Annotated in this window: 15 protein-coding genes; 13 read left to right on the top strand and 2 right to left on the bottom strand. The window is 66.5% G+C overall.

Annotation, left to right across the window (positions count from 1 at the left end; all coding sequences use genetic code 11):
* Positions 1 to 17: 17 nt before the first annotated feature.
* The 5 genes from PW734_10480 to PW734_10500 are packed head-to-tail and all read left to right on the top strand — an operon-like array spanning position 18 to position 6,953.
* Positions 18 to 1,505 carry a CoA-acylating methylmalonate-semialdehyde dehydrogenase gene (locus PW734_10480; protein MDE1171614.1) on the top strand — a complete coding sequence of 496 codons (1,488 nt, stop codon included), beginning with the start codon at positions 18 to 20 and terminating at the stop codon, positions 1,503 to 1,505.
* Between the two features lie 9 nt (positions 1,506 to 1,514).
* On the top strand, positions 1,515 to 2,897 hold the full coding sequence (hydA, locus tag PW734_10485) for a dihydropyrimidinase (protein MDE1171615.1): 1,383 nt from the start codon (positions 1,515 to 1,517) through the stop codon (positions 2,895 to 2,897).
* Between the two features lies 1 nt (position 2,898).
* On the top strand, positions 2,899 to 4,386 hold the full coding sequence (locus PW734_10490) for an NCS1 family nucleobase:cation symporter-1 (protein MDE1171616.1): 1,488 nt from the start codon (positions 2,899 to 2,901) through the stop codon (positions 4,384 to 4,386).
* A gap of 4 nt (positions 4,387 to 4,390) precedes the next feature.
* On the top strand, positions 4,391 to 5,725 hold the full coding sequence (locus PW734_10495; protein MDE1171617.1) for an aminotransferase class III-fold pyridoxal phosphate-dependent enzyme: 1,335 nt from the start codon (positions 4,391 to 4,393) through the stop codon (positions 5,723 to 5,725).
* Positions 5,726 to 5,735: 10 nt separating this feature from the next.
* Positions 5,736 to 6,953, top strand: a complete 1,218-nt coding sequence (locus PW734_10500; GenBank protein MDE1171618.1) for a multidrug effflux MFS transporter — start codon at positions 5,736 to 5,738, stop codon at positions 6,951 to 6,953.
* Here the strand turns inward: PW734_10500 and PW734_10505 are convergent.
* The gene (locus tag PW734_10505) at positions 6,943 to 7,380 is read right to left on the bottom strand and encodes a DUF5069 domain-containing protein (GenBank protein MDE1171619.1); all 438 of its coding nucleotides are present in this window, start codon (positions 7,378 to 7,380) and stop codon (positions 6,943 to 6,945) included. The genes PW734_10500 and PW734_10505 overlap by 11 nt on opposite strands.
* Before the next feature lie 183 nt (positions 7,381 to 7,563).
* Between PW734_10505 and PW734_10510 the strand changes: the two genes are divergently transcribed.
* The 8 genes from PW734_10510 (at position 7,564) to PW734_10545 (ending at position 16,268) form a co-directional block, all read left to right on the top strand.
* Positions 7,564 to 7,764: a hypothetical protein gene (locus PW734_10510; GenBank protein ID MDE1171620.1), complete on the top strand. Its 201-nt coding sequence runs from the start codon at positions 7,564 to 7,566 to the stop codon at positions 7,762 to 7,764.
* 84 nt (positions 7,765 to 7,848) lie between these two features.
* On the top strand, positions 7,849 to 9,615 hold the full coding sequence (locus PW734_10515; GenBank protein ID MDE1171621.1) for an ABC transporter ATP-binding protein: 1,767 nt from the start codon (positions 7,849 to 7,851) through the stop codon (positions 9,613 to 9,615).
* On the top strand, positions 9,612 to 11,369 hold the full coding sequence (locus PW734_10520; protein MDE1171622.1) for an ABC transporter ATP-binding protein: 1,758 nt from the start codon (positions 9,612 to 9,614) through the stop codon (positions 11,367 to 11,369). The genes PW734_10515 and PW734_10520 overlap by 4 nt, the downstream gene beginning before the upstream one ends.
* A gap of 13 nt (positions 11,370 to 11,382) precedes the next feature.
* Entirely contained in the window at positions 11,383 to 12,858 is a 1,476-nt protein-coding gene (locus PW734_10525) for a hypothetical protein (GenBank protein MDE1171623.1), read from the top strand.
* Between the two features lie 15 nt (positions 12,859 to 12,873).
* Entirely contained in the window at positions 12,874 to 14,304 is a 1,431-nt protein-coding gene (locus PW734_10530) for a pyridoxal-phosphate dependent enzyme (GenBank protein ID MDE1171624.1), read from the top strand.
* Complete coding sequence (locus tag PW734_10535) at positions 14,301 to 15,023, top strand: methyltransferase domain-containing protein (protein ID MDE1171625.1); 723 nt, start codon at positions 14,301 to 14,303, stop codon at positions 15,021 to 15,023. The genes PW734_10530 and PW734_10535 overlap by 4 nt, the downstream gene beginning before the upstream one ends.
* A 16-nt stretch (positions 15,024 to 15,039) precedes the next feature.
* Positions 15,040 to 15,585: a hypothetical protein gene (locus PW734_10540; GenBank protein MDE1171626.1), complete on the top strand. Its 546-nt coding sequence runs from the start codon at positions 15,040 to 15,042 to the stop codon at positions 15,583 to 15,585.
* Positions 15,585 to 16,268: a methyltransferase domain-containing protein gene (locus tag PW734_10545; GenBank protein ID MDE1171627.1), complete on the top strand. Its 684-nt coding sequence runs from the start codon at positions 15,585 to 15,587 to the stop codon at positions 16,266 to 16,268. Before PW734_10540 ends, PW734_10545 begins: the two co-directional genes overlap by 1 nt.
* On the opposite strand, the gene PW734_10550 is transcribed toward PW734_10545, so the two are convergent.
* Positions 16,238 to 17,386, bottom strand: a complete 1,149-nt coding sequence (locus PW734_10550) for a cysteine desulfurase family protein (GenBank protein MDE1171628.1) — start codon at positions 17,384 to 17,386, stop codon at positions 16,238 to 16,240. The genes PW734_10545 and PW734_10550 overlap by 31 nt on opposite strands.
* Between the last annotated feature and the right edge of the window lie 4 nt (positions 17,387 to 17,390).

Below are 17,390 nucleotides of genomic sequence, written 5' to 3' on the forward strand. Positions count from 1 at the left end.
AAACGGAGTCCCTTCCCATGTCGACGCTCACCTGTCCGGTCTTAGTCAACGGGGAGTGGCAGGCGCCGGACGGCGTCGCCACGTCCCCGGTCTACAACCCCTCCCACGGGCAGGTGATCGCCCACGTGCCGCTCTACGGCCCGGAGATGGTCGACGCGGCGGTGCAGGCCGCCCATGACGCCTTCCCCGCCTGGAGCGAGACGCCCGCCGTGGAGCGGGCCCGCATCCTCTTCCGCTACAAGATGCGGCTGGAGGCGGAGTTCGACGCCCTGGCGCAGAGCGTCACCCGGGAGCACGGGAAGACCCTGGCCGAGGCGCGCGGCGACGTGCGGCGCGGCATCGAGAACGTCGAGTTCGCCTGCGGCATCCCGTCCCTCCTCATGGGGGAGAGCCTGGAGAACATCGCCCGCGGCATCGACTGCGACTCCGTCCGCCAGCCGGTGGGAGTCTGCGCGGGGATCACGCCGTTCAACTTCCCGGCCATGGTGCCGCTGTGGATGTTCCCCGTGGCCCTGGCGTGCGGGAACACCTTTGTCCTCAAGCCGAGCGAGAAGGTCCCGCTGACCGCCCTGCGCCTGGCCGAGCTGCTGCTGGAGTCCGGCATGCCGCCGGGCGTCTTCAACATGATCCACGGCGGGCGGGAGTGCGTCGACGCCCTCATCACCCATCCGAAGGTCTCCGCGGTTTCCTTCGTCGGCTCCACGCCGGTGGCCAAGTACATCTATGAGACCGGCATCCGGCACGGAAAGCGGGTCCAGTCCGCCGGCGGGGCGAAGAACTTCGTCCTCATCATGCCGGACGCGGAGGTCGACGCCTCCTCCACCGCGCTCATCGAGGCGGCCTTCGGCTGCGCCGGGGAGCGGTGCATGGCGGGCTCCACCGCCGTGGCGATCGGCGACGCGGGGAAGACCGTCCTCCCCGCCCTGGTGGAGAAGGCCAAGGCCCTGCGCGTCGGCCCCACCGACGTCGATCCGGAGGCCAAGATGGGCCCCGTCATCACCTCCCAGCACCGCGACCGCGTGTGCGACCTGGTTTCCGCCGCCGCGGGGGAGGGGGCCAAGGTCCTGAGCGACGGGCGCGGGGCGAAGGTCGATAAGGCCCCGAACGGCTTCTACGTCGGCGCGACGATCCTGGACGGCGTGCAGCCCGGCATGACGACGATGAAGGAGGAGGTCTTCGGCCCCGTCCTCAACGTCGTCCGCATGGACAACCTGGACGCCGCCATCGAGCTGGCCAACCGCTCCGCCTACGGGAACGGCGCGGCCATCTTCACCCGCTCCGGCAAGGCCGCCCGGGAGTTCAAGCACCGCATCCAGGCCGGGATGGTCGGCATCAACATCGGCGTGCCCGCGCCGATGAGCTTCTTCCCCTTCAGCGGCTGGAACGACTCCTTCTTCGGCGACCTCCACCTGCAGGGGAAGGAATCGATCCAGTTCTTCACCAAGCAGAAGGTCACCACCACCCGCTGGTTCGGCGCGACCGACGGCGACATCTGGCAGAAGTAGCCCCGCCCCATGGCGCTCCTCATCAAGAACGGCGAGATCGTCACCGCCGACCGCCGCTACAAGGCCGACGTCTGGTGCGAGGGGGAGACGATCACGAAGATCGGCCCCGGCCTTACCGCCCCAGCCGGGGCGGAGGTGATCGACGCGGCGGGGAAATACGTCTTCCCCGGCTTCATCGACCCGCACACCCACATCTACCTCCCCTTCATGGGGACCTACGCGAAGGACACCTACGCCACCGGCAGCCGCGCCGCCCTGGTCGGCGGGACGACGACGATCTTCGACATGTGCTGCCCGGCCCGCTCCCAGGAAACCTGGGACGGCTACCGGACCTGGCGGGAGCGGAGCGAGGGGCAGTCCGCCTGCGACTACACCTTCCACATGGGCGTCACCCAGTTCGGGGAAAAGACGGAAGAGCAGCTGCGCCGAATCGTCGCGGAGGGGCTTTCCTCCTTCAAAATCTTCCTGGCCTACAAGGGCGCCTTCGGCATCGACGACGCGGAACTCTACAAGACCCTCTCCCTGGCCAAGGAACTGGGTGTCATCGTCACCGCCCATTGCGAGAACGAGACCCTGGTCGCCTCCCTCCAGCAGCAGCTCATGGCGGAGGGAAAGACCGGCCCGGAGTATCACTATTGGAGCCGCCCGCCCCGCGTGGAGGCCAGCGGCGTGCAGCATCTGACCTCCTTCGCGGAGCTGATCGGGACTTCTCTCTATATTGTCCACCTGAGCTGCAAGGAGGCGCTGGACGAGGCCCTGGCCGCCCGCGCCCGGGGCGTCGACGTGGCGGTGGAGACCCTCATCCAGTATCTCCTCCTTTCCAAGGACGACGCGGAGCGCGCCGGATTCGAGGGGGCCAAGTTCGTCATGTCGCCGCCGCTGCGGGACGCCGCCAACCAGGACGTCCTGTGGAAGGCGCTCAAGGAGCACGCGATTCAGACCGTGGCGACCGACCACGCCCCGTTCGACTTCGCCGGGCAGAAGCCGATGGGGAAGGACGACTTCACGAAGATCCCCAACGGCATTCCCGCCCTGGAGGACCGGGTGAACCTCCTCTACACCTACGGCGTGGCGGCGGGCCGCATCGACCTCCAGACCTTCGTCGCCGCCGCCAGCACCAACGCGGCCAAGCTCTTCGACCTCTACCCGCGCAAGGGCGCGGTGGAGGAGGGGAGCGACGCCGACCTCGTCGTCTACGATCCCGCCTACCGCGGCGCGATCTCCGCGCGGACTCATGCGATGAACGTCGACTACAGCGCGTTCGAGGGGTGGGAAATCCAAGGCCGCCCCTCCGTCGTCACCGTGCGCGGGGAGGTGGCGGTGCGGGACGGAAAATTCGTCGGGCAGCCGGGCCGGGGCCGCTTCCTGCAGCGGCAGCCCAGCCATTTCTGACATGAGCGGCATCGCCCACGCCGACGCCTTCACGGAGGTGGTGAACGTCCAGGAAAGCCACCTCTACAGCGAGGACCTTTCCCCCGTCCGCCCCCGGGATCGCAGCTGGGGCGTTTGGAACTACGCCGCCCTCTGGGTCTCCATGGCGGCCTGCATCCCCACCTACATGCTGGCCTCCTCCCTCATCGGCGGCGGCATGAGCTGGTGGCAGGCCGTGGCCACCATCTTCCTGGGGAACGTCATTCTCCTGGTCCCCATGCTCCTCAACGCGGAGGCCGGGACCCGCTACGGCATCTCCTTCCCCGTCTACTGCCGCGCGGCCTTCGGCGTCCGCGGGGCGAATGTCCCGGCCCTCCTGCGCGCGCTGGTCGCCTGCGGGTGGTTCGGCATCCAGTCGTGGATCGGCGGGGCGGCCATCCACCAGATCCTGGCCGTCTTCTTCCCCGCGCTGGGGCAGGGGACGCCGATCGGCTGGCTCGGCATCACCGCTTCCCAGCTGGTCTGCTTCCTCTTCTTCTGGGGGATCAACATGGCGGTGATCTACCGGGGCATCGACTCGATCCGCTTCCTCCTCAGCGTGAAGGCGCCGCTCCTCATCGCCCTGGGGCTGGCCCTGCTGGACTGGGCCTACCGGCACGCGGGCGGCTTCGGGCCCATTCTTTCCCAGCCCTCCGCCTTCGATCCCGGCCAGCCGCAGGCGGGGCGCTTCTGGGGCTACTTCTTTCCCGCGCTGACCGGCATCGTCGGCTTCTGGGCCACGCTCTCCCTGAACATCCCGGACTTCACCCGCTACGCCAAGACGCAGCGGGCGCAGGTGCTGGGGCAGAGCCTGGGGCTGCCGTTCACCATGGCGCTCTACTCCTTTATCGGCGTGGCCGTCACCTCCGCCACGGCGGTCATCTACGGGAAGGCGATCTGGGATCCGGTGGAGGTCCTCACCCACATGCGCAATCCCGGCGTCCTTGTCATTTCCATGGTGGCCCTCTGCATCGCCACTCTGGCCACGAACCTGGCCGCCAACGTGGTCAGCCCGGCCAACGACCTGGCCCATCTTTCCCCGAAGCATATCTCCTTCCGCACCGGCGGTTTCATCACCGGGCTGGTCGGCCTCTTTATGATGCCGTGGAAGCTTCTGGCCGATCCTTCCGGCTACATCTTCACCTGGCTCATCGGCTACAGCGCCCTGCTGGGACCGATCGGCGGCATCCTCATCGCCGATTACTTCGTCTACCGGAAGCGGCACCTGAAGCTGGCCGCGCTCTACCACGCGCGCGGGGAATACGCCTTCACCGGAGGCTACAGCGTCGTGGCGCTGGCCGCGCTGGCGTTGGCCGTGCTGCCGAACCTGCCCGGCTTCCTCATGACGATCGGCGTCCTGCATTGGCACGCGCCGTTCCTGCTCTCCCTTTACCACTACGCCTGGTTCGTCGGCTTCGGCCTGGCGTTCGTCCTCTACCTCATCCTCCGCCTCCCCTTCAAAAATGCATAAGAACATGCCCGTCCTCCCTCCCTTCAACCATCAGCCCGCTCCCTACACCGGCCCCTCCGCGGAGGAGGTCCTGGCGCTGCGGAAGCAGTATCTAAGCCCCGCGCTCTTCCACCTCTACAAGAAGCCGCTCATGATCGTGGAAGGGAAGGGGCAGTATCTCTATGACGAGACGGGCCGCCGCTATCTGGACGCCTTCGCCGGCATCGTCACCGTGAGCTGCGGCCACTGCCACCCGCACATCGTGGCGGCGGGCAACCGCCAGAACGAGCTGCTCCAGCACGCCACCACCATCTACCTGCATCCGAACATCGCCGAATACGGCAAGGCCCTGGCCGACAAGATGCCGGGCGACTTGAAGGTGGTCTACTTCGTCAACTCCGGCTCGGAGGCCAACGACCTGGCCATCCTCATGGCCCGCGCCTACACCGGGAATTACGACGTGGTGGCCCTGCGCAACGCCTACCACGGCGGCAACGCCTCCGGCATGGCCCTGACGGCCCATTCCACCTGGAAGTTCAACGTGCCCCAGCCCTTCGGCGTCCACCACGCCCTGGCGCCCGATCCCTACCGCGGCCCGTGGGGCCACGATGACGCGGAAGCGGGCAAGAAATACGGACGCGACGTGAAGAGCGTCATCGACTACGCCACCTCCGGCAAGGTCGCGGCCTTCATCGCGGAGTCGATCCAGGGCGTCGGCGGCGCCGTCGTCTTCCCGGACGGCTACTTGAAGGAAGCCTACGGCCACGTCCGCGCGGCGGGCGGCGTTTGCATCGCGGACGAGGTGCAGGCGGGCTTTGGCCGCACCGGCACCCACTTCTGGGGCTTCGAGACGCAGGGCGTCGTCCCGGACATCGTGACGATGGCCAAGGGCATCGGCAACGGCGTGCCGCTGGCCGCCGTGGTCACCACGCCGCAAATCGCCCAGGCGATGACCAGCCGCATCCACTTCAACACCTTCGGCGGCAACCCCGTGGTCTGCGCCCAGGGGAAGGCCGTGCTGGAGGTCATCGAGAAGGAGAAGCTCCAGGACAACGCGCTGAAGATCGGCGCGACCCTCGACGCGGGCCTGCGCAAGCTCCAGCAGAAGCACTCCCTCATCGGCGAGGTGCGGGGCAAGGGCCTCATGATCGGCGTGGAGCTGGTGAAGGACCGCGCGACGAAGGACCCGGCCAAGGAAGAAACCCTCCAGGTCTACGAGAAGGCCCGGGAGCTGGGCCTCCTCATCGGCAAGGGCGGCTTCTTCGGCAACGTCCTGCGGGTGAAGCCCCCCATGTGCCTGACGGAGGCCGACGCCGCTTTCCTCCTGGAAGTCCTCGACGAGTCGTTCGCGAGCGCCTAGCCCTCCTGGGGTGAAGCTCCACCGCGGCCTGATCGCCCTGCTGGCCTTTTTGGCCATGCTGGGGCCGTTCTCCATCGACACGTACCTGCCGTCGTTCCCGGCCATGGGCCGGTATTTCGGCGTGGGTCCGGCGGCGATCCAGCAGACGCTCACCGTTTTCCTCCTGGCGATGGCGGTGATGACCCTCTTCCACGGGACCCTCTCCGACGCTTGGGGAAGGCGGCCCATTATTTTGGCGGGGCTCTCCGTCTACGCGCTGGCCTCGGTCGGCGCGGCTCTGGCGCCGCGGGTCGGCGTCCTCGTCTTCTTCCGGCTGGTTCAGGGGCTTTCCGTCGGCGTCGGCATCGTCGTGGGCCGGGCGATGATCCGGGACCGCCTTTCCGGCCCGGAGGCGCAGAAGGCGATGTCGACGGTCACCGCCGTCTTCGGCCTGGCGCCGCTGATCGCGCCGCTTTTGGGCGGATGGCTGGAGGTGGCCCTGGGATGGCGCTCCGTCTTCGTCTTCATGGGGCTCTACGGGGCGCTCCTGCTAACGGCCTGCGGGCGGAGTCTTAAGGAGACGCTGGTGCCGGAGGCCCGCGTGCCGTTGCGGCTGCGGGCCACGCTGCGCGCCTACGGACGGGTGGCGGCGGATCGGCGCTTCCTGAGCCAGTGCCTGGGCATGACGCTGGCCTCCTCCATGCTTTTCCTTTATGTCAGCGCGGCGCCGGTCTTCCTCATGCAGCTCTTGCACCTGCCGCCGACGGCCTTCGCCTGGCTCTTCACGCCGCTCATTACCGGGATGACGCTGGGGGCGATCGTCTCCGGCAAGCTGGCCCACCGCTGGCCGCCCAAGCGGACGATCTGGACCGGCTACGGGATCATGGGCGGCGCCGTGGCGGTGAACGTGGCCTATAACGCCCTGGCCGCGCCGGCGGTTCCCTGGGCCGTGCTGCCGATCATGGTCTACACCTTCGGCATGGCGTTGGCCTCTCCCGCCATGACGATTCTGACGCTCGACCTTTTTCCGGCCAACCGGGGCCTGACCGCCTCCCTCCAGGCAGCCATCCAGCTGGGGACTTTCTCCCTCATCGCGGGCGTGGTGGCGCCCCTTATCTTCCACAGCGGCCTGCTGCTGGCCGTGGGAGCCGCCGCCGGATGGCTGGCGGGGTTGCTTTGTTGGAAATGGGGAGCGGGCGGCCCCGACTCGGCCGGGGAGCCGAAGCCGCCCGGCGAAGTTACTTTTTGAAGCTGGCCTTGTCGTCCGCCTCGAGCATGTCGAAGAGGGTGCTCTTGGCCGGATCGATGCCCAGGGGCTCGCAGGCGCCGACGAACCATTCCTTCTTCTCCGGGTTCTCGTACGGCTTGGCGGCTTCCATCGAGTCGGACCAGGCCTTGATCTCCTCCGCCGTGCGGGGCGTGCCGCTCTTTTCGAGCCAGGCGGCGAGGTCGGCGTCGCTGGCGCCGGTTTCCAGGAGCTTCTTCACGTCGGCGTCCTTCACGCCCTTGAATTCGAAGAGTACCTGGTCCAGGGGACAGGCGAAGTGATACTCGCCCACCTTGCCCTGGAGGTCGGCGCGGCCCTTGTCGGCCATGCGGGAGAGGAGGGCGTAGCCGCCCGTGCGGACGCGGGGGCTGGTGGGGGCTTCTTTGGTCAGGTCTTTGATTTGGCTCATAGGCCGTCAATTTACGCTGGGAAAGGGCGCTGTCCAGCGAGGCTTTCGCAAGTAATTTGCGATTATAATTGCAAATAAATTGCATTTTAGACACCCTCAGCGCTTTGTATGCAGCGCAATTCCACGCACCCCCAGCGCAAGGCTGGGGAAGCCGTTTTGGCCGCCCCGGCTAGCGTCAACTCCGTGAATTCCGAATATTTCAACATTCCGGACGACGAGGCCCCGGCCGCCGATCAGGCCGCCGAAGGCGCTGTCTCCGAAGCCGCCGAGGGCGAGGAAGCCCAGCAGGGCGGCCGCCTGAACGGCCTTACTTTCGTTTATTCCCGCAAGGTCGGGCATTTCAAGAAACCGCCGGAGGCCTGGGGCAAGTTCCGGAGCATGTAACCGTTTTCCCCGCGTAAGCGGGCGCTGCGGCGGGTCATCCCCAAAAGGGAAGCCCGCCGTTTTTCGTCATTTGCCCTTTCATCCATGAAACTTTTGCAAAGCTTCCGTTCCCTGATGCGGCTGGCGGGCCCCCACCGGGGCAAGCTGGTCGTCTCGGCCGTCTGCGGCGTGCTGGCGGGGTGGATCGGCATGATTCCCTTCGCACTGGTGGCCGCGATTGGGCAGGCCTTCCTGCGGCATGACGCGGAACGCCGCCATATTCTGGCGTTGACCGGCTGGGCGGTGGGGGCGCTCCTGGCCCGCTACGCTTTCCTGGCCGCCGGCAAGCTGCTTTCCCACCTGGCGGCTTACCGCACGATGTATGACCTGCAGCTGGCGCTGGCCAAGAAGATCGGCGCTCTGCCGCTGGGGGCGGTGATGGAGCGGGGCTCCTCCACGCTGAAGAAGACGGTGCTCCAGGATACCGACGTGGCCCACACGCTCCTGGGCCATTACCTGTCTGACTTCCTGGTCGGCCTCACCGTTCCGGCAGCCACCCTGGCCGTCTTTTTTTGGGTCGATTGGCGGCTGGCGCTGGCGGCGGCGGCGGTATTGCCGTGCCTCTACCTGGCCTACCGCGCCTCCTTCCGCAATTACGAAAAGGAGCTGGAAGCCTATTTCCGCGCCGACGAGAGGATGCAGTCCGGATTGGTGGAGTACGTCTCCGGCATCATGGCCATTAAGACCTACAACCGGGACCTCTCCCGCTTTCTGCGGGAGGCGGTCTGGGGTCAGGTGGAGCAGTCGGTCCTCTGGGCGGAGCGGACGCTCAAGCCCTGGTCGGCCTTCAACGTCTTGCCCGACCTGAGCCTCCTCTTTATCCTGCCGGTCGGCCTTTGGCTGGTGGTGGAGCACCGGGTGGGATTCGACGTCCTCCTTTTCTTCCTCCTGCTGGGGGTCGGCTATTTGCAGCCGCTGGTCCGGCTCTCCATTCAGATCGGCCTGCTCAATTACGCGGGCAAGAGCCTGGAGCGGATCGAGTCGATCCTCAACGCCCCGGCGCTGACGGCGGCAGGCCCCGTTCTTTCTCCGGAAGGAAACGCCCTGGTGCTCGACCGCGTCTCCTTTTCCCACCACGGAGCGGAGGCCGCCGCTTTGGAGGAAGTCAGCCTCACGATCCCGGAGGGTACCACCTGCGCGATCGTCGGCCCCTCCGGCGCGGGCAAGTCGACCCTGGCGCAGCTCATCGGCCGGTTCTGGGACGTGGAGAGCGGCGCGATCACGATCGGCGGCGCAGACCTGCGCCAGGTGGAAGAGGAGGAGCTGTACCGCCGCGTCTCCTTCGTTTTCCAGGACGTCTTCCTGTTCCGGGGGACGGTGGCCGACAATCTCCGCCTGGCCAAGCCGGAGGCGAGCGATGCCGAGATCGTCGCCGCGGCGAAGATGGCGCGCGCGCACGAATTCATCATGGCGATGCCCCGGGGCTACGAAAGCCAGGTGGGGGAGAAGGGCGGCTTTCTCAGCGGCGGGCAGAAGCAGCGGCTCTCCATCGCCCGTGCCATCTTGCGAAACGCGCCTCTCCTCATCCTGGACGAGGCGACGGCCTACGCCGACCCCGTGAACGAAGCGGAAATCCAAAAGGGGTTGCGGGCCCTGATGAAGGGGCGAACGGTCGTCATGATCGCCCATCGCCTCTCCACCGTCGTCGGCGCGGACCAGATCGCGGTCCTGAACCGGGGCAGGCTGGTCGCGGCCGCCCCGCATGAGGCGCTCCTGCGGGAATGCCCCCTCTACGCCTCCCTCTGGCGCGACTACAGCGAGGCCGCTCACTGGCACTTCGACGAGCATTCCCAACCAAGCCTGGCCCGATGATCGGACGCCTTCTCCAATTCGGAAAGGGGGCGGGTCCCAGCTTGCCCCGATATGAAAAGGCCCTCGGCGGCCAGCGCGGCGCGCTTTTTCTCCGCCTGGCGGAGAGCCTGCTGTTGGCCGCCGTCTACCTGCTGCTCTATCCCACGCTCCGCCGCCTTTTTGCGGGGACCCTTAGCGAGGCCTACATCGTCAAGGTCACCGTGGCGATGGCCGCCTGCCATGCGCTGCGGATGGCGCTCTTCCACCGCTCGGCGGTCGTCATCTACACGGCCAGCTACGCCCGGATCGGCGCGCTCCGGCTCCGCATCGCGGAGCATCTGCGGGCGTTGCCGCTGGGCGCCTTCCAGGCCGACCGCCTGGCCCATGTGAAGAGCGTTCTCACTGAAGACCTCCAGCTCGTCGGCCAGATGGCGGGAAGCCTGGTAGGCTTCTTCATCTCGGCGGTGGGCCTGCCGTTCTTCCTGGCGGCCGGCCTGGCCTTTCTCAACGTGAAGCTGGCCGCGGCGCTCGTCGCGGGCCTTCTTCTGTGCCTGCCGGTTTACCGGTGGATGCACCGTTTCATGGCCCGGCACAGCCGCCTGCACTTCCAGAACATCTCCCAGTCGAGCGCCCGGCTGCTGGAATACGTCATGGGCATCAAGGTCCTCAAGTCCTACGGCCTTACCGGCAAGCGATTCATTCAGCTGGAAACCTCCCTGGCGGGGACCCGGGACTCGGTTCTGGCCCTGGAGCTGGGGGCGATCTCCTTCCTGGTCGTCCTGACGCTGCTGGTCGAGTTCGGCTTTCCTCTCCTTCTCGTCTGCGGGACCTATGCGGTGCTCGGCGGGACGGTCGACGTGCCGACCTTCCTCTTCGCCCTGATCCTCTCCGTCCGCTTTTACGCGCCGATTCAGGAGGCCTTCGCCCTCTCGACCGAGTTCCAATACCTCAACGCCGCCCTGGACCGCGTGGACGGGGTGCTCTCCCTGCCCCGCCAGGAGGTCCCCGAGCGGGCAGAGCGTCCCCGCGCCTTCGACATCGAGTTCCAGAACGTCTCCTTCCGCTACGAAGAGGGCGGCGCGCCCGTCCTCCAGGACGTCTCTCTCCGTATTCCGGAGGGGAGCATGACGGCGCTCGTCGGCCCTTCCGGCGCGGGGAAGACCACGGTCAGCAACCTCGCTGCCCGCTTCTGGGACCCCGATCAGGGGCGCGTCCTCATCGGCGGCGTGGACCTGCGCCGGATGGAGGCGGATGAACTCCTGGGAGACATCGCGATCGTTTTCCAGGACGTGGTCCTCTTCCACGACACGGTGCGGGAGAACATCCGCATGGGCCGTCCGCAGGCCAGCGACGCGGAGGTGGAGGAAGCCGCCCGCCGCGCTCAGTGCCATGACTTCATCCTGCGCCTGCCCCGGGGCTATGAGACCCTCATCGGGGAGGGGGGCGGCCGTCTTTCCGGCGGGGAGAAGCAGCGGCTCTCCATCGCCCGCGCGCTCCTCAAAGACGCCCCCATCGTGCTCCTGGACGAGGCGACAGCCTCCATCGATCCCTCCGCCGAGAAGGACATCCAGAAGGCCTTCGCCGCCCTTTCCGAGAACAAGACCCTAGTCGTCATCGCCCACAAGCTGGCGACCGTCACCCATGCCGACCAGATCGTCGTGCTGGAAGAGGGCCGCATCGTCCAGCGCGGCACCCATGCCGAGCTGCTGGTCTCCGGCGGCCTTTACAAGACGATGTGGGAGAGCCAGGCGGCCGCCGCCTCCTGGCACATTTGATTTGGAGACACCCATGCAGACCAACACCCTGGAAAAACCCGCCAATCCCTCGCTTCCCGTCCGCGTCCCGCCCCGCCTGGGCCCGGAGATGAAGGCCCTCTTGGACAGCACCGATACCCTCTTCCGCGCCGCCGCGCTGCATAATGGCCCCGTTCACCTCATCACCCCGGGCGCGTTGGAGCGGAACGTCGCGCAGATGCGGGAGGCCTTCGAGAGCCTGGGCCTCGACCATCAGATCTACTTCGCCCACAAGGCGTGCAAGTCGTCGGCCCTGGCCAAGCAGGCGCGGAAAAGCGGCATCGGCATCGACGTCGCCTCCCGCAACGAGCTTGTCGCCGCCCTGGGGGCCGGCTTCACCGGGGAGCGGATCATCTGCACCGGGCCAAAGAACCGGGAATTCCTTCGCCTGGCCCTCATGCAGGGCTGCCTTATCTCCTGCGACTCGGAGGACGAGCTGGAGAAGTTGGCCGAGCTTTTGGAAGAGCACCCGGAGATCGCGTCCGCCCAGATTCTCCTGCGCATCAGCAACATCCGCTCCCGCGACCGCAGCGCCATTGCCGCCGCCTCCCGCTTCGGCATTCCGCAGGAGAGCCTGCCGCGGATCTTCGAGTGGCTGCCCACCGTGCCCCGCCTCGTCCTCAAGGGCTTCCACAACCACAATGACGAGCGGAATCGGGACGCCAAGGCGGGCTTCATCGACAACCTTCTTTCCCTGATGGAGCAGGCTTACGCGGCGGGCTTCGCGCCGACGATCGTCGATATCGGCGGCGGCCTGCGCAGCATCCGCGTGGCCAACGCCCAGGACTGGTCCGACTTCATCGACCAGCTTGCCCAGGGCCTCCTGGACAAAACCGGGACCGGCACGTGGAGAAACTTCGGCCTCGGCATGTCGATCAGCGAAAAGGGGGCCATCGCCGGCCGTGAGCGGGTACAGGGCAAATACGCCTCCGACGAGGAGTTCCAGGACGTCCTAACCACCGTGCTGCAGAACGACGCCTTCCGGGGCCGCCCCCTGGCGGAGATTTTCGCGGAGAACATGTTCTCCATCGCGGTCGAGCCGGGCTTCGCCCTCCTCCAGCAATGCGGGCTCACCCTCCTTCGCGTCGTGGGGGTCAAGGAGGCTGCCGACGGCACGCCGCTGGTCCTGGTCGACGGTAATATCTACAGCCTCTCCCAGGGCGTGACCGAGATCCTCTACGACCCCTACCTGATTCCCCGGCAGAAGGAAGGGCAGGCCCGCCCCTTTGCCGCCAACGTCATCGGCAACATGTGCCGGGAAGAGGACGTCATCACCAAGCGCCGCATCGTTTTCGACCAGGTGCCGCGGGAAGGGGATCTGCTTTGCTTCACGAATACCGCGGCTTACAATTCGGACTTTGAGGACTCCAACCCTCACCAGCATCCGATGGGACGCCGCTTCGTCGCCCAGGAGCGGGGCGGGGAGTGGTCCCTCCTGTCCGAGGAAGCCTACAGCCCCTACGCCGCCTAACCAGAAACCAGACCTATGATCATCGAGAAAATCCAAGACGCCATCGGCCGGACGCCGATCATGAAACTCGACCCGGCCAAAACCGGGCTGAAGAACATCGACCTTTACGCGAAGCTCGACCTGCTCAATCCCTTCGGCTCCCTCAAGGACCGCATCGCCCAGGGCATGCTGGAGCCGCACATGGCAGAGCTTTTGGCCAAGAAGAAGACCGTCATCGAGGGGTCTAGCGGCAACACCGCCAAGTCCCTGGCCGCCATCTGCGCGGTCAACGGCCTGGACTTTCGCGTCTATACCAACCGCATCAAGCTGCCGGAAATCCGCATGATCCTGCAGCTCCTGGGCGCGCAGATCGAGGAGCTGCCCTCCCTCTCCGACTGCCCGGACCCGATGGACAACAACAGCTTCTTCGCCGTGGCCGACGGCGTGGCCAAGGCGGAGCCGGAGAAATACCTCTACACCGACCAGATATTCAACCCCCTCAACCTCCAGTCCCATTACGCCACCACGGCCAAGGAGATTCACGAGGACATCGGCGAGTTTCACTACTACATCAACTTCCTGGGCACCTGCGGCTCCAGCATGGGCGTCATCAAATACGCCAAGGAGAACTTCAAGGAGAAGACGGCGTGCTGGGGCGTCGTCGCCTCTCCCGGCCACCACGTGCCGGGCGGCCGCAACATGAACGAGCTGTGGGAGACCAGCTTCTTCGACAAGGACGTCTTCGACGAATTCATCCACGGCACCGCGCGGGACTCCGTGGAGGGGATCATCTCCCTCTGCCGCAACTTCGGCATCCTGGCGGGGCCTACCTCCGGCCTCCAATACCATGTCGGCCTCAAGCGCCTTCAGGAAGAGGACGCCAAGCTGGAGGGCACCGGCGTGAGGAAGAAGGCCGCCTTCATCATCTGCGACCGGGTCGAGCCCTACATGACCTACATCAAGAAATACTATCCCGAGCTATTCACCACCGCCACGTCGACGCGCCCCCGCGTCGACGCCCTGTCCGCGGCGGATGTGGAGGCGGCGCCCGCCCTGGAGGCGGAGGCGCTGTCCCAGTTCCTTGGGGATGGAAACCCCCTGGTCATCGACGTGCGCGGCAACTTTGCCTACAACATGGGCCACCTGCCCGGCGCGGTGAACATCCTGGACGAGCTCTTCGGCCAGATGATCGAAGAGGGGCCGATCTCCGACAAGAGCCGGAAGATTCTGGTTGCCTGCGGCATCGGCAACATTTCCCGGAAATACGCCGCCTTCCTGCGCACGCAGGGTTATGACGCCTATTCCCTCAAGGGCGGCATCAACGGCTGCAAGAAGGCGGGCGTCACGCTGGCTTCCGGCATGGCCAAGCCGGAGACGGGCGGCGCCCACACCGTGGCCAACCAGGCCCGGGAAAAGGGCTACGTCAGCCTCAGCGGCCTGAAGCAGCGCGCGGAGAGCGGCGTATGAGCACCTTCATCGACACCGCGGACAACTACCAATACATGTTCCGCCCGCTCAGCCACATGCGGCGGGAGAAGTTCAAGCGCATCGTCGCCCGCGTGGGCGGCGGCGACGTCCTGGACCTGGGCTGCGGACAGGCCGGACATTACTGGGCCATGGGCTACGCCCACAAGGCGGACAGCCTCTCCTTCTACGACATCGTGCCGGAGAACATCGCCGAGCAGCAGGCCAGCATCGAGACCCTCTCTCCCGACTTCCTGGCCGAAAGTTTCGGAGAGACCCTTGGCTTCCTCGGCGCGGAGGGGATCATCCCCCAGCCCGTCGATCCCCAGTCGATCGCGGAGAACATCGTGGGCAAGACCGTCGACGTGCGGGTTTTCAACTTCATTCACGACAAGGCCGACCGTCAGTTCGACTTCGTCATGGCGATGGAGTCGATCGAGATCGCCGACACCTACGCGGAGTTCGTCTCCTCCCTGCGGACGGCCAAGTCCCTCCTAAAGCCGGGCGGGCTCTTTCTGGGCGTCATCCTGCCCTATGACGTGCTGCTGCCCACCACCCAGGAGCAGATCAGCATCAAGCGGGAAGGCATCCTAAACCCCCGTGTCGAAGAGACGCGCCAGGCCTTCTCCGACGCGGGCTGGAACCTGGAGGCCCTGGAAACCTACAAGACCCTGCAGGCCAATTACGACGAGGCGATTTGCTTCTACGCCCGCCACGCCTAAACAAGGAAAACGGATCATGACCATGGTTGAACAGTTCGTCGCCGATTGCGTCGCCGCCCTAGACAAAGCCGATCCGCCCGCCGAGATCGAGAAGCTCCTCCAGCGCTTCATGGCCGACGCGGAGGCCCTTAAGGCCGCCCTGCCGCCGATCGACGTGGAAGACTACCTCCTGCACCAGTCCCCGCTCCTGAGCATCTACCACATCCGGTTCGAGCCGGGCGTCGGCTATCCGGCGCACAACCACGGCATGCCGGTCGTCTCCGGCATCTACGAGGGCGTGGAGACCAACCGCATCTATCGTGAGAGAGAGGACGGGAAGATCGAGTTCCTCAAGGAGGTCGAGTTCACCCATCCGCATACCTTCATCATGCGGGATGGAGTCCATGCGGCCTCCAACCGCGGCACCATTCCCTCCCTGGGCTTCCATATCCACGTCGGCGACTTCTACGGAGCGCCCCACTACCTGTGGGATGAGAAGACCGGGGAAAAGTTCCCTTACAGCGACAAGAAATTCGTCGAGCTGGCGACCTATCCCCCCGGCTATCCGGTGCCGCAGGTCTGATGCAGGAAGCCTGCGACTTCGACTACATCTACGCCCCGCTGACTCCCTACCGGGCGGAGATCCTCCGCTTTGTGGAGCGCCATGTGCCGGAGGGGGCCTCCGTCCTCGACTTGGGGTGCGGCGCGGTCGGCTTCTATTGGGCGCTGGGCTATCTGCGAAAGGCGGCGGCCCTCCGCTTCGCGGACCGGAACGAGGCGGTCCTGGCCGGGCTGGCCGCCCGCCTGGACCAGCTGACTCCGGCCATGCTGGAGCGCGATTTTGCCGACGTGCCACCCTCCGGCCTATCCCGGGAGACATGGCTGGAAAAGCTCCATGCCGTCGCGGACGTGGCCCAGATCGACGCCCTGGAAGCGGGGGAGGGAACCTATGGCGCTCTCCTGGCCGTCGAGCTTCTGGAGTGCGCCCAGGATGAGGAGGAACTGCGGCGCATCGCTTCCTTCTGCGCCGCCCGTCTGGTTCCGGGAGGGCGCCTGATCGGCTGCACGCTGGATTACGTGGCGTGGACGCCCTCCCTGGAGGCGCTGGCCCGGGAGCGCCTGGCCGGCCGGGTCCGGATTGAGGAAAAGACGCTGCGGCAGGCGATAGAGGACGCGGGCTTAAAGGTGGCGGATTGGTCCGTTTTCTCCACCGGGATGGAGAACCATCCCCGCGCCTATTTCTTCTGCGCGGAAAAACCGGCCTGATCCCGGATCGCCGCGGCCGTTTCCGCAACGCTGGCCAAGAGGGCTTCGGCGTCCGCCTGCGTCGTGGGGCGGCCGAAGCTGACCCGCAGGCATTCGTGGGCGAAGAATTCCATCCGCATGGCAGCCATCACGTGGGAGATCTCTTCCCCGCCCGTGCTGCAGGCGGAGCCGCGTGCCACGGCGATTTCGGGAAGCGCCGCCATCAAGTCGGCCATCGGCACGCCGGGGATCTGGAAGTGGCTGACGTGGGACAGACGGGGGGAAGGCTCCCCGTTCACGCGCAGATCGGGAAAGGAGGCGCGGAGGCCTTCTTCAAAGCGGTTCCGGATGTCCTGAAGGCGGCGGGCCTCCTCCGTCATCCCGGCTAGGGCCGCATCGACCGCCGCGCCCAAACCGACGGTGAGGGGGACCGCCACCGTGCCGGAGCGGAGCCCATCCTGCTGGCCGCCGCCATGGATCTGGACACCCAGGCGGGATCGGAGGCCCGGTCCCACGTAGAGGGCGCCGATGCCCTTGGGCCCGTAAAGCTTGTGGGCGGAAAGGGAGAGAAAATCAGGGACGGTTTCCAGGGGGATCTTGCCTGCGGCCTGGGTGGCGTCCGTGTGGAAGAGGATGCCGCGCTCCCGGCAGAGCCGGGCGGCGGCCTCGACGGGCTGGATCACGCCGGTCTCGTTGTTCGCCCACATGACGCTGGCAAGGAGGACGTCCTCGCCGAGTCGGGAAGTGAAAGCGTCGACGTCCAGCGCTCCGTCGTTGTTGACCGGCAGCTCATCCACGGTGAAGCCGCGCCCCCGCAGGAAGCGCGCGGTCTCTAAGACGCTGGGGTGTTCGATGGCGGAAACCAGGATGCGGGTGCGGCCCGCCGGGGCCAGGTCGGCTAGGCCCTTGAGAACCAGGTTGTTGGCCTCCGTGGCGCCGGAGGTAAAGGTCCACTCCCCCCGGGCGCCCGGGAGCAGGCGGGCCAGCTTGGCACGGGCCTCTTCCACCGCCTCCTTGGCGTCCAGGCCGTAGATGTGCGCGTCAGCGTGGGGGTTTCCGAAGCGGCCCTCCCAGTAGGGGCGCATGGCGTCGAGGACGCGGGGATCGGGAGGCGTGGTGGCCAGGTAGTCGAAATACACGGCG

The sequence above is a fragment of the Verrucomicrobium sp. genome, assembly GCA_028283855.1.
Taxonomy (GTDB): domain Bacteria; phylum Verrucomicrobiota; class Verrucomicrobiia; order Methylacidiphilales; family GAS474; genus GAS474.

Coding starts and splice junctions, on each gene's coding strand:
- PW734_10480 (MDE1171614.1), top strand. CDS start 18: ATGTCGACGCTCACCTGTCCGGTCTTAGTCAACGGGGAGTGGCAGGCG.
- hydA (MDE1171615.1), top strand. CDS start 1,515: ATGGCGCTCCTCATCAAGAACGGCGAGATCGTCACCGCCGACCGCCGC.
- PW734_10490 (MDE1171616.1), top strand. CDS start 2,899: ATGAGCGGCATCGCCCACGCCGACGCCTTCACGGAGGTGGTGAACGTC.
- PW734_10495 (MDE1171617.1), top strand. CDS start 4,391: ATGCCCGTCCTCCCTCCCTTCAACCATCAGCCCGCTCCCTACACCGGC.
- PW734_10505 (MDE1171619.1), bottom strand. CDS start 7,380: ATGAGCCAAATCAAAGACCTGACCAAAGAAGCCCCCACCAGCCCCCGC.
- PW734_10515 (MDE1171621.1), top strand. CDS start 7,849: ATGAAACTTTTGCAAAGCTTCCGTTCCCTGATGCGGCTGGCGGGCCCC.
- PW734_10520 (MDE1171622.1), top strand. CDS start 9,612: ATGATCGGACGCCTTCTCCAATTCGGAAAGGGGGCGGGTCCCAGCTTG.
- PW734_10525 (MDE1171623.1), top strand. CDS start 11,383: ATGCAGACCAACACCCTGGAAAAACCCGCCAATCCCTCGCTTCCCGTC.
- PW734_10530 (MDE1171624.1), top strand. CDS start 12,874: ATGATCATCGAGAAAATCCAAGACGCCATCGGCCGGACGCCGATCATG.
- PW734_10535 (MDE1171625.1), top strand. CDS start 14,301: ATGAGCACCTTCATCGACACCGCGGACAACTACCAATACATGTTCCGC.
- PW734_10540 (MDE1171626.1), top strand. CDS start 15,040: ATGACCATGGTTGAACAGTTCGTCGCCGATTGCGTCGCCGCCCTAGAC.
- PW734_10545 (MDE1171627.1), top strand. CDS start 15,585: ATGCAGGAAGCCTGCGACTTCGACTACATCTACGCCCCGCTGACTCCC.